Origin of the sequence: Gemmata sp. SH-PL17 (assembly GCF_001610855.1) — a bacterium.
GTDB lineage: Bacteria > Planctomycetota > Planctomycetia > Gemmatales > Gemmataceae > Gemmata > Gemmata massiliana.
The window spans coordinates 286,834-309,452 of the sequence record NZ_CP011271.1 but is presented as its reverse complement, the minus strand read 5'-3'; the positions used below and the strand labels follow the sequence as shown (position 1 = coordinate 309,452).

Annotated in this window: 15 protein-coding genes; 4 read left to right on the top strand and 11 right to left on the bottom strand. The window is 64.0% G+C overall.

What is annotated here, in order from left to right:
* Nucleotides 1-4: 4 nt before the first annotated feature.
* The 9 genes from VT84_RS01210 to VT84_RS01170 form a co-directional block, all read right to left on the bottom strand.
* Nucleotides 5-892 carry a hypothetical protein gene (locus tag VT84_RS01210; protein WP_082838201.1) on the bottom strand — a complete coding sequence of 296 codons (888 nt, stop codon included), beginning with the start codon at nucleotides 890-892 and terminating at the stop codon, nucleotides 5-7.
* Nucleotides 893-972: 80 nt separating this feature from the next.
* The gene (locus VT84_RS42075) at nucleotides 973-1,401 is read right to left on the bottom strand and encodes a type II toxin-antitoxin system VapC family toxin (protein WP_410000388.1); all 429 of its coding nucleotides are present in this window, start codon (nucleotides 1,399-1,401) and stop codon (nucleotides 973-975) included.
* Between the two features lie 69 nt (nucleotides 1,402-1,470).
* Nucleotides 1,471-1,758 (bottom strand): hypothetical protein, encoded by a 288-nt coding sequence (locus tag VT84_RS01200; RefSeq protein WP_052562205.1) that lies wholly within the window; start codon nucleotides 1,756-1,758, stop codon nucleotides 1,471-1,473.
* 35 nt (nucleotides 1,759-1,793) lie between these two features.
* Nucleotides 1,794-4,337, bottom strand: coding sequence for a PSD1 and planctomycete cytochrome C domain-containing protein (locus VT84_RS01195; protein ID WP_082838199.1), 2,544 nt, complete (start codon nucleotides 4,335-4,337; stop codon nucleotides 1,794-1,796).
* Complete coding sequence (locus VT84_RS01190; protein WP_082838198.1) at nucleotides 4,334-4,825, bottom strand: type II toxin-antitoxin system VapC family toxin; 492 nt, start codon at nucleotides 4,823-4,825, stop codon at nucleotides 4,334-4,336. The genes VT84_RS01195 and VT84_RS01190 overlap by 4 nt, the downstream gene beginning before the upstream one ends.
* Nucleotides 4,822-5,088: an antitoxin family protein gene (locus VT84_RS01185; protein ID WP_052562211.1), complete on the bottom strand. Its 267-nt coding sequence runs from the start codon at nucleotides 5,086-5,088 to the stop codon at nucleotides 4,822-4,824. The genes VT84_RS01190 and VT84_RS01185 overlap by 4 nt, the downstream gene beginning before the upstream one ends.
* 34 nt (nucleotides 5,089-5,122) lie before the next feature.
* Nucleotides 5,123-9,562, bottom strand: coding sequence for a PVC-type heme-binding CxxCH protein (locus VT84_RS01180; RefSeq protein ID WP_082838197.1), 4,440 nt, complete (start codon nucleotides 9,560-9,562; stop codon nucleotides 5,123-5,125).
* A 177-nt stretch (nucleotides 9,563-9,739) separates the two neighbouring features.
* Nucleotides 9,740-10,906, bottom strand: a complete 1,167-nt coding sequence (locus VT84_RS01175) for an ROK family transcriptional regulator (RefSeq protein ID WP_082838196.1) — start codon at nucleotides 10,904-10,906, stop codon at nucleotides 9,740-9,742.
* 388 nt (nucleotides 10,907-11,294) lie between these two features.
* The gene (locus VT84_RS01170; protein WP_162271552.1) at nucleotides 11,295-12,656 is read right to left on the bottom strand and encodes a sensor histidine kinase; all 1,362 of its coding nucleotides are present in this window, start codon (nucleotides 12,654-12,656) and stop codon (nucleotides 11,295-11,297) included.
* A 279-nt stretch (nucleotides 12,657-12,935) separates the two neighbouring features.
* Here VT84_RS01170 and VT84_RS01165 point away from each other — a divergent pair, with 279 nt between their 5' ends.
* The 3 genes from VT84_RS01165 to VT84_RS01155 all read left to right on the top strand — a co-directional run bounded on the left by VT84_RS01165 (nucleotide 12,936) and on the right by VT84_RS01155 (nucleotide 18,262).
* Nucleotides 12,936-16,859, top strand: coding sequence for a hypothetical protein (locus VT84_RS01165; RefSeq protein WP_052562224.1), 3,924 nt, complete (start codon nucleotides 12,936-12,938; stop codon nucleotides 16,857-16,859).
* 54 nt (nucleotides 16,860-16,913) lie between these two features.
* The gene (locus tag VT84_RS01160) at nucleotides 16,914-17,303 is read left to right on the top strand and encodes a virulence factor (protein WP_082838194.1); all 390 of its coding nucleotides are present in this window, start codon (nucleotides 16,914-16,916) and stop codon (nucleotides 17,301-17,303) included.
* A 110-nt stretch (nucleotides 17,304-17,413) separates the two neighbouring features.
* Nucleotides 17,414-18,262: an alpha/beta hydrolase family esterase gene (locus VT84_RS01155; RefSeq protein ID WP_082838193.1), complete on the top strand. Its 849-nt coding sequence runs from the start codon at nucleotides 17,414-17,416 to the stop codon at nucleotides 18,260-18,262.
* A 6-nt stretch (nucleotides 18,263-18,268) separates the two neighbouring features.
* Here VT84_RS01155 and aat read toward each other — a convergent pair whose 3' ends face one another.
* Together aat and VT84_RS01145 are read right to left on the bottom strand one after the other, a co-directional pair.
* The gene (aat, locus tag VT84_RS01150) at nucleotides 18,269-18,997 is read right to left on the bottom strand and encodes a leucyl/phenylalanyl-tRNA--protein transferase (RefSeq protein WP_082838192.1); all 729 of its coding nucleotides are present in this window, start codon (nucleotides 18,995-18,997) and stop codon (nucleotides 18,269-18,271) included.
* A 31-nt stretch (nucleotides 18,998-19,028) separates the two neighbouring features.
* Complete coding sequence (locus VT84_RS01145) at nucleotides 19,029-19,640, bottom strand: hypothetical protein (RefSeq protein ID WP_052562235.1); 612 nt, start codon at nucleotides 19,638-19,640, stop codon at nucleotides 19,029-19,031.
* Between the two features lie 224 nt (nucleotides 19,641-19,864).
* Between VT84_RS01145 and gyrA the strand changes: the two genes are divergently transcribed.
* Complete coding sequence (gene gyrA / locus VT84_RS01140; protein ID WP_082838191.1) at nucleotides 19,865-22,579, top strand: DNA gyrase subunit A; 2,715 nt, start codon at nucleotides 19,865-19,867, stop codon at nucleotides 22,577-22,579.
* Nucleotides 22,580-22,619 lie beyond the last annotated feature (40 nt).

Sequence of the window (22,619 nt, the reverse complement as noted above, 5' to 3'; positions counted from 1 at the left end):
GGCCTCAGTTGGCGTTAGCGGAAGTTTGGCGCGGGAGCGATTGAGCGAGCCGGGCGCGGAAGTCGTCGAGCGAGGTGCAGACGTAAGACGCCTTCCGGATCTCTCCGACGCTCATTTCGTCGGTAACCACGCGAACGGCAGCCGACACATCTTCTGGTACGGTACCAAACCGGACCTCCAGTCCTTCCAGTATTGCACGGTGGTACGCGGCGATTTCGCGCTGCCGGAACCACTTCTCAAGTACGGGTGACTCGATCATCTTCCCCTCCACTCGAAACAGCTTCTCAAGCATTCCCTCGTCGAACCGCAGGCCCGCGAGAATCTGTGTCACGCCAAGCAAATTCGCCCTGCGCCCGGGGGCGGGCAAGGTCTCGATCACGTCGCGGCACTGTTGCAACACCGGTTCCGGCGGCCCGTCGATCTTCATGAGCGTGACCCACGGGGCCAGCCCGGGGTCGGTCAGTGGCAAAAAATCGACCGCGTTCAACTCCCACAGGTTCACCACCCGCCACCCGGCTTCGAGTCGGGTGTATCCCGACGGGCTGCGCACCCGGATCTCGGGAGCGACCCGCACGTTACCGCGGTCGTGCAGCGTGATCGCGATCACCTCCGGCACCACCCGCCGGTTCAGGTACGTTAGGAGAACGTCGTCGAGCAGTTCGGACGCGGTGCTGGCGTATGAGTAGGTGTTGACCTCGATCAGGTGCAACACCGGCTCGCTCCGGTCGGAAAAGGTTACTTCGACGAGGCCGTCGGGCAGTTGTCGGGATTGCACCAACTCGCCCGGGAGCGGCTTCACACTCACTATCGGACCGACGCCCGCGATCCGCAGCAGTTCGGGCGCGAACGTCTCGATCAGCCACTTGCTGCTCGCGTCGTACTTAAACCGCATCGGGCGACCTCAGTCCAGGTACACGAACTCGTTGGCGCTAACGCCTCCAGGTCGGATGTCGGGTTGGGTGTGCTGGCTCCCTAACCAAGAGGGCCGCGCCGCACGTCACCACAAACGCCCACATCGCGGGCCGGTTCGTGCTCGATTCCCAGCAGGGAACACTTCAGCTCCAAACGTCGAAGGTCAGGCCCGGTACTTGAGCGTAGGTCGCGGGCGTTGCGAGTCACGAGCGTCGCTCCGTGCACGATACAAATGGCAGCGATCCGCAAGTCACGTGTTCCAACCCGAACTTTAGCGCGCCGGAGGGCTTGTACCAAAGCGTCCGCCGCGGCCGTATAGGGCAACGTGCGGAACGCGGCGAGGGCGCGGAAGCTCTGATCGAACAGATCATAAGCGTGCGGCAGATCGATCGGCCCTTTTCCAGCTTCGGCCTGTCGGATGGTCGCGAACCGTCCACGAATCATTTCCTCGACAACGACCGTCGGGACGGCCTGTTGCGCCGGATCGATCCGTGGCCCGCGTCACGACCGCCGGCAACCCGCGGAAAATGTCCGAGAGGACGTCCGTGTCGAACGCAGTCATTCCCGGAACTCCGCCGCCTTTTGCGCGTCCCGCTCGCGGTAGATGTCCTCCACCATGCCCTCGAATGTCGGGTCGTCCTTAAACAATCCGGCGAAGTCCGTCACGGCACGGTGCGGAACGTCGAGTAACACGAGTTCGCCCCGAGCGAACCGTTGATTGATACTCACTCGAAGGGCCGAAAGAGCCTCCTCCTTCGTTGCCCCGTCCGCCGCCATTACAGGGGAACCGAGGACGGACGCCTGGAACCGGCCGTCGTGCGGTTGCACCAAAATCGGAAACGTCATGCGATGCCCTCCTGCCGCCATCGTAGCAGGACCGGTCAGTCCAGGTACACGAACTCGTTGGCGTTCAGGCACAACAGGCAGTATTGAGTGAGGGCCTTGAAGTCATCGAGTTTGTGCTTGTCCTTCAGGTTTTGGATGAACGCCAAGTCGGTCTTGATCTCGTCCGGGGTCGGCACGCGGCCGGTCGTGAGGCGGATCGCCCGTGCGACCTGAGCGGGTGCGTCGGCCGCGTCCTTCTGGAGGCGCTTCGCGAATAGCTCGGCTTGCTCGTTCGCGAACTCGCCGTTGAGCAGCCCGAGCGACTGCGTGGGCACGGTGGTCACGTACCGCACCGGGCAGCTCGAGTCCGGGTCCGGCTGGTCGAAGCCGACCAGGACCGGCACGCGGAGCGACCGCTTGATGTGCGCGTACACGCTGCGCCGGTTCGCCTCCGCCGGGGCCGAGGTCGGCCACCCCTGGCCGGGCACCGACTGCCCCGCGAGCACTTCTTTCGGGATCTTCGGGTACGTGCTCGGCCCGTACTGCTTCAGGTTCAGTGATCCGCTCACAGTGAGAATGGAGTCGCGCACTTCCTCACCCGAGAGGCGCCGCATGTTGAACCGCCACAAGAGCGCGTTCGACGGGTCGGCCTTGAGGTTGTCGGCGTCCGCGGTGGCGGAGAGTTGGTACGCGCTCGACGTCATGATGAGCTTGTGCAGGCTCTTCAGCTTCCAGTTACCCGCCATGAACTCGGCCGACAGCCAGTCGAGCAGTTCCGGGTGCGTCGAGGCTTCGCCGAGTTTGCCGAAGTCGTTCGCGGAGGGCACGATCCCGCGCCCGAAGTGGTACTGCCACACGCGGTTCACGAACACGCGGGCGGTGAACGGGTTGTCCTTGTTCGCGATCCAGTCCGCGAGCACGGTGCGCCGGCCGCTCGACTTCATGCCCGCACGCGGCGCCGGGATGGTCGGCTCGGGCAGCCCGAGCACCTCCGGGAACCCGGGCTGCACTTCCTTACCCGGAGCGTGCGGCGACCCGCGCACGAGCAGGTGTGTGACCGGCGGCTTGCGATCGCAGTTGTTGACCGACAGCGCGAGCTGCTGACCGGCCGGTGAGGTGCGCCGTTCCAGCCCGATGCGCTCGCTCCGGAGCGCGGTGTAATCTTCCTTCACCTTACCCTTGAGCGCCGGAACCACCTTCGTCGCGATCACGGTCGGCCGGTCGAGTCCCTCCGAGGCGCGCTGGTCCTCGGCCGGGAGCGTCTTGATGAACTCGTCCTCGATCGCCTCCATCGCCTTCCGGATCGCGGCGACGCGGGCCTCGCGCTTCTTCAGGTCTTCTTCGTACTTCTGGCGCTGGTCCGGCGGGGTGATGTCGGTGAGGTTGAACGCGGACCGCACGTCGCGGTTCTCGGAGTACGGCTTGATGTCCCGGAAGAACGCGACGAACTTGTAGTAGTCCGTTTGCGGGATCGGGTCGGCCTTGTGGTCGTGGCACCGGGCGCAGTTGAAGGTGGTGCCGAGGAACGCCTGCCCCGCGGTGGCGACGAGGTCGTCGTACCCGTCGAAGACGGCCTGCAGCGGGTCGGCCGGCTCGTCGTCCCAGATCCCGAGCCGGTAGAACCCGGTGGCGACGACCGCGTCCGGGTTGTAGCCCGGGATCTCGTCGCCCGCGAGCTGCTCCTTCACGAACTGGTCGTAGGGCTTGTCGTCGTTGAAGCTCTTGATGACGTAGTCGCGGTACCGCCAGGCGTAGGGCTTGGGGCCGTCGCGCTCGTAGCCGTTCGTCTCCGCGAACCGCACCACGTCGAGCCAGTGCCGACCCCACTTCTCGCCGTAGTGCGGCGACGCGAGCAGCTTGTCGACGAGTTTTTCGTAGGCGTCCGCGGACTTGTCGTTCACGAACGCATCAACTTCCTCGGGGGTCGGAGGAAGACCGGTGAGGTCGTAGTACGCGCGGCGGATCAGTGCGGCGCGATCCGCGGGCTTCACGGGCTTGAGGCCCTTCGCTTCCAGTTTGGCGAGCACGAACGCATCGATCGGCGTCTTCGCCCACGCCCCGTCCTTGACGTTCGGAACGGCCGGGCGCTTGACCGGTTGGTACGCCCAGTATTTCTTCGATTCTTCGGTGATAACGCTCTTCTTGACGACCTCGGCGCCCAAGCGGTCGGCCGGAACCGGCAGCCCTTCCTTCACCCACTTTTCGAGCGTCGCGATGTCCTTGTCCGGCATCTTGCCCTTCGGGGGCATCCGGTGCTGGTCGTCCTTGTAGTGGATCATCTTGACGAACAGGCTCTCCGCCGGCTTCGCGAGGTCCACGGCCGGGCCGCTCTCCCCGCCCGCGAGGACGCCCTTGCGCGTCGCGAGATTGAACTCGCCCTTGATCTTCTCCGGGTCCGCGCCGTGGCACTTCAGGCAGTGCTGCTGGAGCACCGGGAGCACCTCCTTCTCGTAGAAGGTGACCTGCGCCGCGGTGAACTTCGGCGGGTCGCCCTTCTCGTCGGCCGCCGGCAACCGGTTCGGCGCCAGCGCGCCGAGCGCCACAACGCCCGCCGCGAGAGCGACGAGGGCCAGAACGTGCGGGAAACGGATCGGGGTCATGGCGTGGGTCCGGGCGGCGGGGATTGTACGGTGGGCGGGGACTGCTGTTGGAGCCATTCGTCCGGGGTCAGCACCGGGGCCGCTAACTTGCCCCGGAAGTGCTTCGCGTTCCAGGTCACGAGCGCGGTCGCGGTCGGCGCGAACTTGGCGACCTGGACCGCCATCACTGCGTCGCCCAGCGACATCTGCTGGGCGATTTGGGCGACTACTTCGTCGAACGAACAACCGGCGTACTCCGGTGTGGTCGCGGGATCGGGTACCGGTTTCAGGCAGTACCGAACCAGCAGAATCGTTGGTAACTTCGTGATCGCCGCAACGGGCGTGTTGTAGCTCCGCTTGCCAACAACTTCGAGGAGCCCTTGCGTCGTAATTCGGCAGTCGGTTCCGTTCGCCGCGAGGTAATCCAGGAACCGGCGGTTCACCGCGTAGTTCGGATCATTGGGGTACGCCAGGTCGACGATCAACACGTCCGCGTCCAGAACGATCACCCCTCACCTCGGCGCTGGCGCAGGTAGTCGTCGAACGTCGGTGGGTCCGGCGGGGTCGAGCGGTTTGCGCGCATGAACTCGACCCAAACTTCTTCCTCTTCGGCCGTGAGCGGGCGCGCCGGGGTCGGGGCACCGGCGCGCGGACCGGGGTATCCGTGGTCGGGCAGTTCCACAGTCACCTTCGTTCCGGTCGGCAGATCGACCGGAACGCTCGGCACGAACGTTTTGCCGTCGAAAACGACTTCGATCGTCTTGAGCACCATAGTACCCCCGGTCCGGATACCGGCATTTTAGCACTTACGGCGTTTCCACGGTAATCGCCATCACGATGGGCGCCGTGCGGTCCGGCCCCTTCACTAGTTCGATCGTCTTCACGACCGCGTCCGGGCGCTTCGTCGTTACCGCGAGGTAGCGCACCTGCTGTTGCCGGAGGGCGAACGCGAACTTGGATTCCGGCACGTCCACCTTGCGGATGTAGTCCGCGATGTGGACCGCGTTCTTCAGCTCGTGGTCCTCGGTTTTGCCGTCTTCGTAGGTGAGCCGGACGATCATGCTCACCGTCTTCTCATTGTCGTAGGGCGCCGCCCACCCGCCGATCCCACCGAGGATGTGAATCGCCTTCGCCTTACCGTTGAACGGCAGGCTCACGCTCTTGGGCATCTTCGGCGGGAGTCCCCCGTTGGGGCTGCGGAGCATCACCACGTTCTTGACCTTGTCCTTTTGCGGGTCCACCAGCACGAACGGCACCTCGCCCACGGCCTTTGGCTTCCAGTCCGGGAAGACGAGGCGCCCGGTGGTGTCCTCTTCGTCGAAGAACATCCCCTTCGTAGAAACGATCGTCGCAACGCGATCCAACGGGAGCGGGACGTATTTCCCCTTCTGCCCGAGGAACTCCAGCAGGTCCGTCAGCTCTTCCGGCTTCATGATCTTCTCGAAGCCCTCGGGCATGAGCGACTTGTCCGTTTCCTTGATACTCACGATGTCGGCCTTCGCGAGCGCGTGGCGCTTGGCCTCGGCGTCGATGATTTCGGTGGTCGTGCCGGTTTGCGCCCCGAGGATGCCGAGAATGCTCCGATCGTCGCTCGTCGTCACGCGGTACAGCTTGAAGTTCCCCTCCACGCTGCGCGACGGGTCGAGGATCGCGATGGCGAGTTCCTCCTTCGGGTGAACCCCGAACCCGGTGAGATCCGGCCCGATGGCCGTGCCCTCTGAGCCGTGCTTGTGGCACTTCGAGCAGTGGGCGATGAACATCTTCTTGCCGTTCTCCACGTTGCCGGTCTTCGCGAGAACGGACTTCAGCTCCTCGATCACCTTCTGTCGGTCCGGGCTGGGCAACCCGCCTCCGAGCGCGAGCAACTTGCGGGCACGCTCGCCGATCTCCTTGTCCGGGTGCGAAGCGAGCGCGGTCCGTTGATCGAGCGCGAGCGCGTCGAACCGCAGTGCGCCCTTCTCGACCGCGTCGAGGAACGTCTTGGTGGAATCGGGCTTCGCCAGCACGAACTGCAGTGCAACAGGACGTGCTGCCGGCGGCAGGTCTTTCAGCTTCGCGACGATCGCGGACCCGATCCCCTTCGCCTTAGATTGCGAAAGTGCCTCGAAGATTCCGCTCGCGAGTGCGGGCGACACATCCGGCGTGACGGCCGCGAGCACCTGATTGGCCGCGTCGTCGCTTGCGGGCTGGAATTCGATGACCTGTTGCGCAGCGCTGATGCGGTCGCCGTCTTTTGCTTTCGCGTCGGCGAGCGTAGCGAACGCGACCTTCGTGAGTTCCTTGAGCTGCTCGTCGATGCCTTTTACACCCCACGTCGAGGCGAGTTTGAGCAACCGCCCGCGCGACGCCGTCGGAAGCCCGCGAATGAGTTTGGCGACAGCGGCCTCGCCGTCAGCGGTCAGCGCTGCGGCCTTGCCCGTCGGCCAACCGGCCGCGAGCCCGGCCACGATCCGCTCGGCGACCGGCGCCTTCGAGCGGGCCGCGACCGTCAGGACGTCCGCCAGCCCGTCCGCGCCCGAATCCGCGAACGCGCGTGCCGCGGCTTCGGCCACGGGCAGTAGCCCCGGGTTGTCGGCGAGGTTCGGCGCGATCGCCAGGAACGCTTTGTGGTGCTTGGTGACTGCCGCGAGCAGTGCCAGCGATCCCGTATCCCCGCTCTCGGTCCGCGCTACGAACTTGGGCAGCGCGAACGCCCCACCCGTCCCCGGTTGCAGTTCGGAAAGGGCCAGCAGCCCCGCTTGCCGCACCTTCGCGTCCGTGTCGGCGAACGCCGTTTCGGGGATGAGTGCGAACCACTTGTCCTGACGTGGGAGCACCGTGAACGCGGTCGCACGAACGGCCGCCGAGGGGTGTGCCAGAGCCGCGAGTACACTTTCCGCTGCGGCCTCGTTGGTGCCGTCGAGGGCACCGAGCGCGGCCAGGGTACGCAGGGCGTGAACGACCGCCGGATTGTTCCCGGTTTCATCGACCGACTTGTCGCCGAGCGTCTTGAGGAGCGCCCCGACCGCGTCCGCCTTCGCGCTCGTCGCGAGCAACCGCTGGGCGTGCAAGCGCCACGTCATGTTCGGGTGCTTCAGCGCCGCGACCAGTTTTTCGGGCGTCGCGTCCTTCAGCGTGAACGGTTTCTCCTCTTTCGCCTTCGTGTAGACGACGCGGTAGATGCGGCCGTGCGTCTTGTCTCGCAGTTCCGTCTCGTAAGCGTTACCCCGACCGTTCTTGAAGCCGGCGGGCGTCGGGTTGTGCTGCACGATGAAGGCGTACCAGTCGATCACCCACATGTGACCGTCCGGCCCGACTTGCGCATCAATCGGCGCGCACCACTCGTCGTCGCTCGCGACGAGGTTCCAGGCGTACTTCGACCGGAAGCTCGTGCCGGACGGTTCGACGCTCATGGTCGCCGTGAGGTGCCCCGTCGGTTCCGAGATGAACGCGGTGCGGTTCCAGTACTCGCGCGGGTACGTGCGGGCCGTGTAGATCGAGATGTTCGACGCGGCCGTGAACCCGCCGTGGAAGTCCACCTGCCTGACCTTATCGGTGATCGGCTCGATGTGGTTGTCGGCGGCGATGTTTTGCAGCACCGTGGGGGCGAGGCCCTTCACCTTCTCGTAGTAACGGTTCGGGATCGGCATGTGGACGAACGGGCACCCGTTCGCGGTGCTGCCGAACAGTTCGCCGCTCTCGTCGAAGCACAGCCCCCAGGTGTTGTTGCTCGTGCTGCGGAGGAACTCGAGCTTCGTGACCTTTAGTTCATCAGAACCTAACCCCCCAACCCCCTTCCCTGGGAAGGAAGGGGGAGCAGAGTTTTTCTCCCCCTCTCCCTTTGGGGGAGGGGGCTGGGGGGTGGGGTTCTTCACTACTTCGACCTTGAAGCGGTAGAAGCCCTGGCGGAAGTTGTGGCGCTCCCCGCCAACGGTGCCCACGAACCCGGCGTAGCCGACCGAGCCGTACACCCAGTTATCGAAGCCGTAGTGCAGGTTGCTCGGCCCCGCGTGCGTGTCGCCGGTGCTCCACCCGCGGAACAGTTCCTGGCGGATATCGGCCTTGCCATCACCATCCGTGTCCTTCAGGAACAGCGTGACCGGCGCCTGGTGAACGATCAGCCCGCCCGCGTAGGGCAGCACGCTCGACGCGATGCTGATCTTGTCCGCGAACGTCGTGACCTTGTCGCACACGCCGTCGCCGTCTGTGTCCTCGCACACCACGATCTTGTCGCGGCCCTGGCCCGCGGGCTGCATTTCGTTCGGGTAGTCCACCGTAATCGACACGAACAACCGCCCCTGCTCGTCCCAGGCCATCGCGATCGGCTTACCGCCCAGATCCTTTTCGGTGACGAACACCTTCAACTGAAAGTCCACCGGCGTGCTGATGTGCTTCATGCTCTCTTCGACGGAGAGCGGCTTCTGCATCTTCGTCAGCGGCTCGCGGTTCCCGCCGCGTGCCGGGTAGAACGGTACTTTCGCATCAACGTACTCGAACGGTTTCACGTCCTTCGCGATCTTCGTCATCTCGGGCTTATCGAAGCTGAGCGGCTCGACGTAAGTGCCCGCGAGCGCCGGGTCTTGCCCCACGGACCAGCGGACGCCGCGCTCGAGCAGGTTGTGGAACCCGGGGTGGCTCCAGGTGCGCTGGTCGTGCCCCCACGCGGTGTAGAACACGCGCGCCTTGCCCTGCTCGCGGACCCACGTCCAGGGTTCCTTCAACTCGCCTTCCGCACGCACTTCCAGAACCGTGCGGCCCTTTTCGTTGTGCTTGGTGTGAACGTAGGTCTCGTCCCAGCTCGAAAAGCTCTTGAAGCCCTTCATGATCGCGTGATCGGCCTTCACGGTTTCCGTGCGGAACGTGCCCGTTCCGTGGCTGCGGAACTGTGCGCCGACCAACTCGATGTACTTCGGCGAGTTGAGGAAGCAGTAGCTCGCGCAGTGAACCGGCACGAACCCCTTCCCGCTCTCCACGAACTCCAGCAGCGCCGTCTCCTGATCCGCGCTGATCTTGGTGTGGTTGGCGTAAATCATCAGCGCGTCGTAACCCGCGAGCGTCTTCGCGTTGAGGTCGTCGAGTTTGTCGGTGTACGTCAGGTCGATGCCGCGCTTCGCGAGCACCGGCTGCAATTGCTTGAAGCGGTCCGCGGGTCGGTGCCCGGCCGCATCGCCGAGGAACAGCACCTTGAGCTTCGGTGGCGCCTTGTCCGGTTGCGCGAACGCGGTCGCGCCGAAGGCAAGTGCGACCAGGGAGAGTAGAAATCGCATGGGCTGCTCCAAGCAGTGAGAAATCAGCCACGGATGAACACAGAAAACACGGATCAGCAAAGAAGACTGAGTTTAAAACGCAAAATCGAGCCAACCGCCGCCTCGTCGGGCGCTCATTTCAAGTTGTCTTGATCCGTGTTTATCTGTGTTGATCCGTGGCGGCATTTCGCCCTGAATTTAAACCAGTTCTGGGGCCACGGAGTCTGTTAAGTGCTGGATGATGCCCGCGACGGCACCCTGTTGTTTGCTGCCCTTCGCTTGCACGATATTGCAATCGGCGAACGATGGCGGTAGCGCCCGCTCACGGGCCTTCGACACGACCAAGTCGAACAGCGCCGCGTCGATCTCGAACAGCGGCGTGTGAATGAACACGGTCCCGGGGTTGAACAGATTAATCACGGCGGCGACGCCGACCGCAACGAACCCCGCAACCTCACGCAGTTCCGCGCGCAAATCAACCGAGCCGGATTTCGCGAGTTCGACCACTTCGTCCACAGTAACCGGGTGCCCGAGTTTCTTGCTGGCGAGCCACGCGAGTGCGGAGTCACTGGCGACCGTTTCGAGGCACCCGGTGTTGCCGCACCCACAGCGCCGACCGCCCTCGGACACGGCCGTGAAGTGCCCGATTTCGCCTGCCAATCCCGAGCGGCCCTTCAGCAAGCGCCCGCCACTTATGATGCCCAATCCGACGCCCGCGCCAACGTCCAAAAGCGCGAAATCGTCCATGCCCTTCGCCAGCCCGTAGTGCCGTTCCGCGAGGCACAAAGCGTGCGATTCCTGGAGCAGAGTACATTCCACGCCGAGGCGCTCGGCGAGGTCCGTGGTCGGGCAGTGGCCGTTCGTGATCGGCACGTTCGGCGACAGTACCCCGCACCCCTTGCGGTAGTCCACCAGCCCGGGCAAGCTCATCCCGAGACCGAGTGTGGTAATGCCGGGACGGGCGATCAACTTCTTGGCCGCGTCTTCCAGTGCCCGAAGAAGTTCCGGGTACGTCGCGGGGGTGGGAACGATCAGCACATCGTCATGAAGCGAACCGTCCAGACCGGCAGAAACCACTTCGCAGTGGCCCACATCGATCGTGACACCGAGCACCTGTGCGGACGTGGTCGCGAGCCGGAGCTTGGGCGCCGGGCGCCCGCGTGCGAGTTCGGTCGCGTCCGCCTCTTCGAGTAACCCCGCCTTTATTAAGGAGGCGACCGCCTTCGATACTGTGGGAGCACTCAGGCCGCTCTCGCGGGCCACTTCCGCGCGCGAAAGGGCACCGCGAGACTGAATCACCCGCAGCACCTGTCGCTCGTTCAGTTTCCCGACAAGCGCAGGCCGAATGGTGGTGATGGCGGACATCAAAGCGCGCCCCGTCGTGGGTGGTGTGAGATAACAGAGTAAGGGGTGCGCCGCGTTTTGTAAAGCGGTTTTAGTAAATCGATTTTAGAAACTCGAATCAGCGCTCGCCGATGTGCGCCGACCACGTCGCGACCCGATGAATCTTGCGATAGCACGGGGCAAATCGCATACTGTTCTATTGTATATTTTCCAGCGCCTGGTATTATGCAGTAGGTCTATCCTTGTGCTAATATCGGATTGGTCAGTTGAAATGGATCGTGTCGGTGAAAATCGATGAATGTTGTTAGCAAATGCCACCCGCGGAAAATCAGTTTTCCCGGAGAAATCGATGTTTCCGAGGCGCCGGGGCGAGGATGTTAGCAAATGTTAGCCGGCGCGGGTGAGTGTTTCACGCTCCGCGCGGCAGATCGATAATGAACACGGTCCGGTTCTCTCGGCGCTCCCACGCGATCTTCCCGCCGTGAGCGTCGATCGCCTGTTTCGCGACCGCGAGCCCGAGCCCGATGCCCTGGTCCTTGCCGGTCACGAATGGGTCGAAGATCTTCTCCGCGATCGCGGGTAGTGGCCCCGGTCCGGTGTCACTGACCTCGACCGTTGCGCTGATCGGCGTTGCGGTCAATCGAACGCGAACCTCTCCCCCGGGACCGGCCGCATCAACGGCGTTGCCGATCACGTTTCCGAGGAGGTGAGAGAGCTGCGTGGAATCGCCGACGATAACCGCGTTCCCACCCGGTGGCGTCCAGATCACCGTTGTGCCCGCGTGTTGGCACTGCGGTTTTAGCAGGCTGACGGACTGATTGATGAGCTTTGCGAGGTCGCACGGTTCGCGTACACCGGCCGGCGGTTTGCCGAGTGCGAGGAACTGCCTGAGATTCGACTCGATGCGCGCAAGTTGTCGCAGCGCCACTTGGAGCGGCTCGGGATCGGCCGACGGGTTCTCGGCGAGAAACAGCTCCACCGCGAGTTTCGCACCGGCCGCGGCGTTGCGAAGCTGGTGGGCCAGACCACCAGAGAACTGACCGAGCACTTGAAGTCGTTCGGTGCGTTGGAGTTCGTCCTGAAACGCTGCGAGGCGCCGGGCCATCTCGTTGACGGCTTCGCACAGATCGCGGAACTCGTCGTCGCCCCCACTCACGGGCATGGGCCGGAAATCCCCGGCCGCGATGAGTCGCGTGCGAGCATCGAGATCGCGCACGCGGCGCACGAGCCCGGAACCGAACGCGAACGCCAGAATCACTGCGAACACGCCCGCGCCGCCGAGGATCATGAGGGGCCGAACCGCATCCGCAACGGCCGTTCGACGCAGCGATTCGGGGTAGAAGATGTACAGGCTGCCGCCGTGGTTCGGGTGTTTGGGCGACAACGGTAGGCGCAAGCACCGGTATTCCTGGTCCCCGATCACGACCGGTGGGCCGAGCGTGTGCGCCTCACCCGCCTCGGGCAGAGTCGCGGTGGGTACGTCGGTGGGCGGCTTCGGCTTCGGGTCCGCGAACGTCGATTCGGACGGCGCGGTCGGGTGAACGAAGAGAAACTCCGCCCCCGACAGCTTTTGCATCTTTTTGAGAACCGGTTCTGTGAGCGGAAAGAACGGTGGTTCTGTAAGCGTGCGTGCGACGGCCCATTGCTGTGTCGCGAGACGCTGTTCCGCTCCCCGCGCGGCAATGGACGCGGCCCACCCGGTCACCACCGCGTCCCCCAATAGGAGGAGCACGAACGGAAGGAGCAACCGGTATCGGAGTGACAGGCGCATGAGTGCGGTCGCGTGCGCGGGGGTTGAGTGATATTGGGCCGGATGAACGGGGGAAAACCGGAACCCAAACCCGGCCATTCTCCGGAATCTGTTCGTCCCGTTCGCGTGGGCGAATACTGTTCTTCTTTCGCAGTTCGCGCAGTGTGTAGAATAGGCTCCATTCTCCGCAAACGCGGCTGCATTGGCGCATCGGGGCTTTTTCACCCCGCGATGTTGTTTTATGCTGGTAGAGGCGCTGACACGGTTAGCCGGCGCGAACGAGTAAGGAACGGACGGCGGATGGACGGCATCTTCCACGAACTGTCCCGCAAAACCGACCCGGCCAAATTGCTCGGTTACCTCAACTTCTCGGACGGGCGGCCGGACCCGCGGTTCCAGAAGGGGTTAGCGGACGCCTGCGCGCATTTAATTGAGAGCGGTGACCCGCTCCCCTGGCACACGCTCTCGTTGTGGCTCCAACACGAGTTGAGCGACCTCGTTGCTGCCAGCGCCGGGGCGTTCCGCGACACGACCCAGGTCCGGGCGGTACTCGACGCGGGCCTTGTACGGCTCCCGGTGGCGTACCGCGCGCACCACTCCGACCAACTCGCGCACCAGCCCGATTTCGCCCTCTTCGGCCCGTTCTTCCTCGCACGCTGTTGCGAGGCGGTGCTGAAAGTGGGCCAACCGTGGAACGCGGAGCGGCTCGTGACCGGCGGGCTGAACCTGTTGAACGACTACGTCGGGTACCGACCGATCGCGGTGCTGGAAACGCGCCCCAACACCGAGTTCTACGCGCACGAGAAAGTGCGCCCGGTGCCGCTCGCACTCGCCGGCGCGGGTGTGTCCCCCGGAATCTACGCCGACATCGTCAAACCCGCGCTCAAGTTACTCGAAGAAACCGACCCGGCGCTGTTGGAAGAAGCGAGCTTCGAGCCGGGGAAACTCGACGAACTCGCGTTCGACCCACGGGCACACGATCACTTCCACCCCGTCAACAAGCGCCCGAACGTGCTGTTCGGCGAGTGGGATCCGCACACCATCGACAACGCCGGCTACTTCCGCCGGTTCGTGTTGCGGCAAATGACGCTCGACACGCTGCTCACGTGGGTCACGCCCGGAGAACCCGGTGCCCACGGGGGTTCGGAAAAGAGCGAGCGCCTGTTTGAAGCCGCGGCGGTGCTCGCCGGCACCATCCTGATGGGCGCCGGGGTAAGTGGAGCGGGACCGAACTTCCACGACTCCACCGTCACGCTCTCGAAGCTCGTTCCGCGCATCGCCCGATATCGCGACGCTTTCTATCAACGGCTCCTGAAACAACTTCCTGGCGCACACGGCGAACGCCTGCGCACCGAGGCCGAGAAGCGAAAACAGCCGTTCGCGGGCGTTCGGCAATTTCTCAATCAGGCGATCTCGACGCAGCGCGCCTCGCACCTTCAGGACCGCCGGCTCGCACAGTTCTACGCCGCGATGGGTTACCCCGCCGCCGCGCGCGAGCAATCGAGCAAGATCGCCGCGCCCGCGGTGCGGTTCGGAACCGAAATCCGTATCCGCCAAACAGAAGCGGGATTCGCCGCCGATCGCGGACGGCCCGCCGACGCCGCACCGCTTCTGGCGGAAGTCGAAGACCTGCTGCGACGCGGGATCGATTGCGGTGCGCTCATCGATCCGTGGAACATCCTCGGTTACCAGGGATTGTTCCCGATCTTCCCCGGCCGCGAAGACACTGTGCGGGACCCGCGAGCGGAGGAACTGATCCACATCGCGGGCCGGCAACTCGATCTTTACGCCCGCAGCAGCGCCGCGGCCGCGGTCGCTAACGACGGCGCCACCCGCGAGCGCCTTACGGCCCACATGCGGACCTTCGCGTCGTGGTGGGACAAGTTCGCGACCTCGACCGTAAACGACATGCCGCGAATTGTCGGCGGTGAGCGCTCGGACGCGGCCGAACACGTCGCGGACGCACTCGCGGCATGGGCACTGAGACAACCGAACTCGAACGACATCGCGTTCTGGCGCCAGCACCGCGAGGGGTTCACCAGCCCGACTGCGTTCGCGCAAGTGATCGAACCGCTCATCGAGCGCCGCGAGTGGCGGGCCGCGATGGGCCTGCTCATGACGTGGCTCTCCGAGAGCGACACGGTTCCGCTCGACGAACCCGGCGCGTCGTTCGAGGCGCTGGCCGAGCGCTGGCTCCGCGGCGCGGTCGCGTCCGAGCCGGCGAATGAGCGCGCACCGCTCCTGCGCCGGTTCTTCGAGATGCTCGAAGCGAACGCGAGCGAGGACTGGCACACGCCGCACGAGTGGCTCACCGAACCGCGCGAGCGCAACGAGGACGAGGACGGCGAAGAGTTCGCATCCGCTTACGAGGGAATGACGTACAAGGACTCGACCGACGACGGCGTGGAAGGCTCGGTGGCCGGAGACCCGCCCGAAATCATCGGTGAGTTCCAGTTGGAAGCACAAGCGGACGCGATCGAGGACCGGCTCGGGTTCCTGCACGCGATCGCGAAATTGTGGCGCCTCGCCGCCCGGCCGGAGGCGTGGGCGCCCAACGACCCGACCCGCGATACGACGCTGGCCGCGTGGCTCACCGCTGCCCGACGTGCCAACGATTCATTGGGGCTGTTCCTCGACCGGCTCACCGAAATCTCGGTCCCTGACCCGTCCGGCGGGCACGAGGGGATGATCGAGTTCGACCGCCGGCGCGCGATCAAGGGGCATTTACTCGACCTCGGCGTGGCGGCGTGTGTGGACGTGCGCCGGGCGGCCCTCGCGCTCGCTGCAGTGCGCTCACCGGGACCGGAACTACCGAGCGGCCCTCGCCCATCGTCTTCCGGGGACGAACAGAACCGCCCGCCCGTGTGGGAATCGCTGCTCGTGCGCATTGAGCGCGCGATCGGCCGCGGGGACGGTGCGAGCGTGCGAGTGCTCCTCCCTGGGTTTATCACGCACTTCCGGCGCGAACCGCTCCTGTATTGCCCACCGTCAGACGGCGGAAAGCCGCGCGAGGTACTAACCGCGCAGACCGCTCTGGGTGTGCTCGAAGACCTGGTCACGCGGCTCCCGCGGCTCGGGTTGTTGCGCGAAACGTTCCAGCTCACGAAACTCGCACGACAAATGGAGTGGAACAACCCACCCGAGGGCCGGCGCGTCAGCAGCTTCGACCAACTGTTCCGCACAGCACTGACAGGAGTGGTCGAAACGCTCCTCACCGCGGCCTCGACGTGGGGAGAAGAAGCGACCGGCGAAGAAGGCCCGCTCGCGGACGCGCTCTTCAAGATCGCCACCGAGTTCCAGAACTTGTGGCACCAGCACAGTCAGTCACTGCGGCTCTCGGTTCTGGAAACGGTCAGTGATGACGACGACTGGGAACCCGTGAAGGGCTTCGTGACCAAGTACGGCAGCGACCTGTTCACGGTGCCGTTCCTCGGGCTGTCGAACATGCGGGGCATTCTGGCCCGCGGCGTGTCAGCCTGGCTCGATCACGAGACCGAGAACGGCGAAAACGGGGCGAAGCGCCCGAAACTCGTTTCCGACTGGGATGCAGGTACGCTCGATCGCACCCGAACGGCACGCAGCGCGGAAGTGGTGCTCCAGGCACTCATCGAGCACTACGACGAGTACCGCGACTACAACACGACGACGACGCAGTCCGACTACGGCGAGAACATCCACATCCTGCTGGACATTCTGCGCCTCAAAGTGCGGTACGACCGCTTCGCGTGGCGGATGCGTCCCCTCGCACTCGCGCACGAAGCCCTGTGCCAGCGCGGGTACGAGGCACTCGCGGCCCGCTGGCGCACCTTCATCGCTGAGAAGACGGTGGAACTGGCCGACGAACTGCTGAACGAACTGAACGAGCGCGAAACACGCTACGGCGTGAAACTGCGCACGGTGCGAGATCGTTTAGAAGAACGCTTCACGCGCCCTCTCGAAATCGACCGCGCCGCAGCGCAAGTCGCGGCCGCGGCCGAAGCCGCCCGAAGCGGCCTGTCGGAAGACAACCCTGCGTTCATTCGGCTGCGAACCGCGCTCGAACCGCTCGAAGCGATCGTAAGTGGCGTGGGCCTGGACGTGCCCACCTGGGTGCGGCGCCTGGAAGACGCCCTGCGTCAAACGCGCGACCGCTCCACGGAACCGCCGCCCCCACCTCCAACCGGCCTCACGTTCGAGGAACTCGAACGCCAAATGGACGAATGGGATAAGGGATTGGGAGAGTAGAAGTAGGGGCATTCAGAACGAAACTACCTATCGGTCAGAACGCGGAGCCTTACCATGACGACCGCCGTTGCCAGAGATGCCCGCGCTGGTTTACTCCGGCACGGTCTTCCGGCCTCATTCAAGCGAGAGGGCACCGTGTACGCGATCGCCTTCGACATGGACATTGAGCAACTCCGGATTCACTTTGGCGACCCTTATAACAACGCTTATCTCGAAATTCGCCGAGTGCTGGAACGACACCAGTTTCAGTGGCAACAAGGCAGTATGTACTTCGGCAGCCCCGCGGTTACAGCGGCAACGGTCATGGTCGCGGTGATCGACTTGGCGACACAACTACCGTGGTTCGCCGTATCCGTTCGCGACATTCGCATGCTGCGAATCGAGGAACTGAACGACCTCATGCCCGTAGTTCAACGGGTCGCGGGCATGACAGAAAGCGAGTGATAGCTGCCTCCCTCATTTCACCCTTCCGAATTCTCAATCTACCGTGTAACTCCTCGGCTGCTGGTGGGTTATCACCGTGTCCGCGATTCTTCGGCGCCTGGGAGTTCCGTATGACCGTTCGTGGCATCGGTCTGTTGCTCGTCGTGGGTGGGCTCGTTGCCGGCACGGTTGCGGCTCAACCTCCGGTCGGCGTCATTGGCAAAAACAAACCCAACGACGATAAGGGCGATGCGTCCAAGCTGAAGAAAGTGACCTGGAAGGTCGGCGAAACCACACGTGAAGCGCTCGTGTACGCTCCGCCAGCCACCGACAAAAAGCGCCCTGTCGTATTCGCGTTCCACGGCCACGGCGGGAAGGCGGAACTGTCCAGCCGGAACTTCGCGTTCCACAAGCACTGGTCGGAAGCCGTCTCGATCTATCCCCAGGGGTTACCAACACCCGTTCCCGCACTGGACCCCGATGGCAAGTTCTCTGGGTGGCAGAAGTACATCGGCGATCAGAAGGACCGCGACCTGGAGTTCTTCGACGCGATGCTCAAGACGCTCGTCGCAGAGTACCAGATCGACGAAAAGCGCGTGTTCGTCGCTGGGCACTCGAACGGCGGGTTCTTCACGTATGTGCTGTGTGCGGCGCGACCCGATAAGTTGGCCGCAGTCGCGCCCGTCGCGGCCACAGTGTCGCTACGCGACTTCAAGAACCAAAAGCCGCTGCCAGTGTTACACGTCGCGGGAGAGAAAGACCGGATCGTTTCGTTCGCGTCCCAAGAAAAGACGATGGAGCAGGTGCGCAAGCTGAACGGGTGCGACGCAGAAGGGAAGGCCGCGGGTAAGTGGTGTACCGAATATAGTTCCTCGAAGGGATCTCCCGTCGTAACTTTCATTCACCCGGGTAACCACGGAATTCCGGACGGCGCCCCGGAACGGATCGTTCAGTTCTTCAAGGATCACGCGCGGAAGTGAGCCTGCTCACACGAAGCGCACACTACTCAGGCCAATGGCCTGACGCAGGCGCTTCAGGTACTCGCTCCGCGAAATCTCGCTCGCGCCCATCGTGCTCGTGTGGTCCGTTTTCATCTGCACATCAAGTAACACGTAGCCGCGCTCGCGCAGGCGTGACACTAGGGCCGCGAGCGCGACCTTTGACCCGTCAGTGACGCGGTAGAACATCGATTCCGCCGCGAACACCCCGCCGATACTCACGCCGTAAGTACCGCCGGCCAGTTCCCACACGTCCGGCCCTTCTTGCTCGGCTCGTACCCACGTTTCCAGACTGTGAGCGTGACCGAGACGGTGGAGTTCCGCGTACCCCGCGAGCATGTCACTCGTGACCCAGGTGCCCTCGGGTCGGCACTCACCACACGCCCGCATCACCGTCTCGAAGCACTGATTTACCGTGACGCGGAACTTGCCCGAACGAATCGTCCGAGCGAGCCGGCGCGAGACGTGAAGCCCGCCGTACCCGGGTGTGGCGTCCGGGTGCGTGCGCGAATCGGCATGAAGCTCGATGATCCCGCGCGGGTCCGGCGACCACCACAGGATCGGGTCGCCTTCGTTGAACCACGGGAACACACCGTCCGCATACGCGCGCAACAGCGTGGGCGGGCGCAGATCCCCACCTACACCAACGAAACCGTCCGGTTCCGCCAGTTCGGGCGGAATCCACGGCACGTCACGGTTCCCCCAGATCCCACTCACAAAGCACCCTCGTCTCAAACCGGCAATCGGTTCATTTCTCTAGTTTCATCAGCAATTGCTTTGCCTCGGCCGCAACTTTCGTGTTCGCGTATTTCTTGGTGATGAGCGTGAGTACGATCTTGGCGTCGTCCGGCTTCTTGTCGTCCAAGAGCTTCTTTGCCAGCGCCAGGCGCTCGGCCGCAGCCGCTTCGTCGGCCGCAGCCCCTGTCAGAGCGGCGGTACCGCGCTCGCCAGTCGTGTTGAGTGACACCCAGCCGTCGTGCTTGTCACCTTCCTTGGAAACGATGACGTACCCCAATCCACCCCCAGCCTTCGTAAGCAACTCGTCGAGCGCTTCCTCAAGCGGCTTGTCTTTGCAGGAGTAGGTCACCTTCTGCGAATACGGGAAGCCGGTCCCGTAGGCCCACATTACCAGCATATCCGACCGCATGTCGGCCTGCGCTGCGAACTCTTTCAGGACGTCACCGAGGCGCCCGTTCTTGGTATCGATGCTCACTTTTACTTTGAGCGATTTCGTGCGCGTTTTCTCCGCGGCGGGCGTTTCTTTCGCGTCCTTCTTGTCCTCTTTGGGAGCCGCGAGCGCCCACGCGAAACCGCTCAGCACGAGCGCGGCCGAAGCTGCAAATAGCACAATTGAACGCATGACACATCCTGTCGGTACGAGGTTCTACGGATCGAAACCGGGCGACCGTCCGAACAGCCTACCCAGATTGAACTTCGGGCACGGGAAAAAGGACCGCGCCGGGGGCAACGGTGCTGGTTCGGCGGGGCTAATTTTCCTAGAATAACAGAGTTCTTCGCGAGACATCAGTCTCCACGAAAACACCATCAATTCGGCCGCGCGGATCGCACTTGAAGGAGCCTTCTTTGGCCGACGCAACCACACCGCCGAACGGTCCGGATGCCCCCCCACCTGCCGGCGCCCTCGCAGTAATCGATCCACTCGACATCGTAGACGAACTCCGGGACAGTTACCTCACATACGCCCAGTCGGTCATCATCAGCCGCGCGCTGCCGGACGTGCGCGACGGGCTGAAGCCGTCCCAGCGCCGCATCCTCGTCGCGATGAACGACCTCGGGCTCGGGCCGAGTACGTCCACCAGCAAGTGCGCCGGTATCATCGGCGAAACGATGAAGCGGTACCACCCGCACGGCGACGCATCCATCTACGACTCGCTCGTCCGGATGGCGCAGGACTGGAACCTGCGGTACCGGCTCGTTCACGGGCAGGGGAACTTCGGCTCCATCGCCGGCCTGCCGCCCGCTGCCCACCGTTATACCGAAGCCCGCCTCACGACGGCCGCGAGCGAACTGCTCGAAGACCTCGAACGCGACACCGTCGACTTCATCGACAACTACGACGGCAAGTACCGTGAACCGCTCGTGCTGCCCGGGAAGTTCCCGAACCTGCTCGTGAACGGTTCGGACGGCATCGCGGTGGGTATGGCGACGCACATCCCGCCGCACAACTTGCGCGAGGTCTGCACCGCCCTAACCAAGCTCATCGACGAACCCGACGCTACGCTTGCCGATCTCTTTCAGATCATCCCGGGGCCGGACTTCCCCACCGGCGGCCAGATCATGGGGCGCCAGGGAATCGTCGACGCCTACTCGCGCGGGGCCGGTAAGATCACGCTCCGCGCCCGCGCCGACATCGTCGAAGAGGGGCGCGGAAAGACCCCGGTCATCATCATCCGCGAGGTTCCGTTCCAGGTCACGCGGAATGCCCTCACCGAAGAAATCAACCAACTCGTGAAGGACGAGCGGATCGCCAACGTCCGCGGCATCCGCGACGAGTCGTCCGCGCGCAACGGCGAACCCGTGCGCCTCGTCATCGAACTGACCAACAAGGGCGACCCGCACCTCATCCTGAATCAACTGTACCAGTACTCGAAGCTCCAAAAAACGGTCAGCATCATTATGCTCGCGCTGGTGGACGGCCGCCCGCGCGAACTCACGCTCAAGGAGATGTTGCAGAAATTCCTCGAGCACCGGGTCCACGTCATCCGGCGGCGCACCGAGTTCCTGTTACGCGAGGCGAAGCGCCGGGGGCACATCCTCGAAGGGCAGCTCATCGCCATCGCGGACATCGAGAACGTCATCAAGATTTGCCGCACGTCCCCGAACCGCACCGAGGCGAAGACCCGGCTCCAGGGGCTCGCGGTTCCGTCCAGCTTAATGCAACGCGCGATCGGCGAAGCGGCCTTCGACGCGCTCCAGCGCGAACTCGGCACCGTGTCCGAGTACCGCATGACGGAAGCCCAGGCCGAGGCCGTGGTCCGGCTCCAGCTCGGTCAGCTCGCGGCCCTCGAAAGCGACGAGATCCTAAAAGAGTATCTCCAACTCCGCGACCTGATCCGCGGGTACGAGACGCTGCTCTCGGACGACGCGAACGTCCGTGCCGTGATCCGCGACGATCTCGAAAAGATGGCCGCGAAGTACGGTGACGCGCGCCGAACCGAGATCACAGACGGCGACGGCGACGTGGATATGGAAGACCTGATCGTGGACGAGCCGAACGTCGTCACGATCACACACGAGGGGTTCGTGAAGCGCATGCCGCTGACCGAGTACCGCGTGCAGGGGCGCGGGGGCAAGGGCGTGCAGGGCGGGCTGCGCGACAACGACTTCGTGGAGCACTTCTTCGTGGCCAGCACGAAGGCCTACCTCTTGTGCTTCGCGAACACAGGCCAGATGTACTGGCTGAAGGTCTACAGGATCCCGCAGGCAGCGCGCACGAACGCGGGCCGGAGCATCGCGAACGTGCTCTCGCTCAAGCCCGAAGAGAAGATCACGAGCATCGTGCCGGTGCGCGAGTTCAGCGAGGGCTACCATCTGCTCATGACTACCCGCCAGGGCACGGTGAAGAAGACCGACCTGATGGCGTACAGCAACGTGCGGAACGGGGGGATCATCGGTATCACACTCGACGAGGGCGACGAACTCATCAACGTCGCGCTCACGAAGCCGGGCGACGAGATCATCCTGAGCACACAGAAAGGCATGGCGATCCGCTTTCGCGAGTCCAACGCTCGGACGATGGGTCGCACGGCCCGCGGGGTGAAGGGTATCAAACTCGGCAAGGACGACGCACTCGTCGGCATGGTGGTCGCGGACCCGGACGGGGTACTCCTCACCGTCTGCGAAAACGGCTACGGCAAGCGCACGCCGTTCGGCGCGAACACCCCGGTGCCCGAGGGGGCGACCGACTCCGACGACGATAACGCGGCCGAACCGGAGGTCGTGGAGCCAGAAGCGGAAAGCACCGACTCCGAAAACGAGAACGACCCGTCGAACATGCGATACCGGCTCCAGCGCCGCGGTGGTAAGGGCGTGAAGGACGTGAAGGTGACCGCCAAGAACGGCAAGGTGATCGCCATCACGAGCGTGCGCGACGGCGACGAAATCATGCTCATCACGAAGGACGGCATGGTAACTCGAAGCCGAGTGGACGCGATCCGCATCGTCGGCCGGAACACGCAGGGCGTGAAGGTCATGAACCTGAGCGACGGCGACCGGATCGTGTCGGTCGCGAAGGTGGCTCAAGATAACGTCGGCGACGCGGGGGAGGTAAAAGAATAAGACAGAAGACACTGAGCCGCGGGTGAACACAAACAGCGCA

What these genes read in the sequence shown, in the direction of transcription:
- VT84_RS01210 (WP_082838201.1), bottom strand. Translation starts at nt 892, where the DNA reads ATGCGGTTTAAGTACGACGCGAGCAGCAAGTGGCTGATCGAGACGTTC.
- VT84_RS01200 (WP_052562205.1), bottom strand. Translation starts at nt 1,758, where the DNA reads ATGACGTTTCCGATTTTGGTGCAACCGCACGACGGCCGGTTCCAGGCG.
- VT84_RS01195 (WP_082838199.1), bottom strand. Translation starts at nt 4,337, where the DNA reads ATGACCCCGATCCGTTTCCCGCACGTTCTGGCCCTCGTCGCTCTCGCG.
- VT84_RS01185 (WP_052562211.1), bottom strand. Translation starts at nt 5,088, where the DNA reads ATGGTGCTCAAGACGATCGAAGTCGTTTTCGACGGCAAAACGTTCGTG.
- VT84_RS01180 (WP_082838197.1), bottom strand. Translation starts at nt 9,562, where the DNA reads ATGCGATTTCTACTCTCCCTGGTCGCACTTGCCTTCGGCGCGACCGCG.
- VT84_RS01175 (WP_082838196.1), bottom strand. Translation starts at nt 10,906, where the DNA reads ATGTCCGCCATCACCACCATTCGGCCTGCGCTTGTCGGGAAACTGAAC.
- VT84_RS01170 (WP_162271552.1), bottom strand. Translation starts at nt 12,656, where the DNA reads ATGCGCCTGTCACTCCGATACCGGTTGCTCCTTCCGTTCGTGCTCCTC.
- VT84_RS01165 (WP_052562224.1), top strand. Translation starts at nt 12,936, where the DNA reads ATGGACGGCATCTTCCACGAACTGTCCCGCAAAACCGACCCGGCCAAA.
- VT84_RS01160 (WP_082838194.1), top strand. Translation starts at nt 16,914, where the DNA reads ATGACGACCGCCGTTGCCAGAGATGCCCGCGCTGGTTTACTCCGGCAC.
- VT84_RS01155 (WP_082838193.1), top strand. Translation starts at nt 17,414, where the DNA reads ATGACCGTTCGTGGCATCGGTCTGTTGCTCGTCGTGGGTGGGCTCGTT.
- VT84_RS01145 (WP_052562235.1), bottom strand. Translation starts at nt 19,640, where the DNA reads ATGCGTTCAATTGTGCTATTTGCAGCTTCGGCCGCGCTCGTGCTGAGC.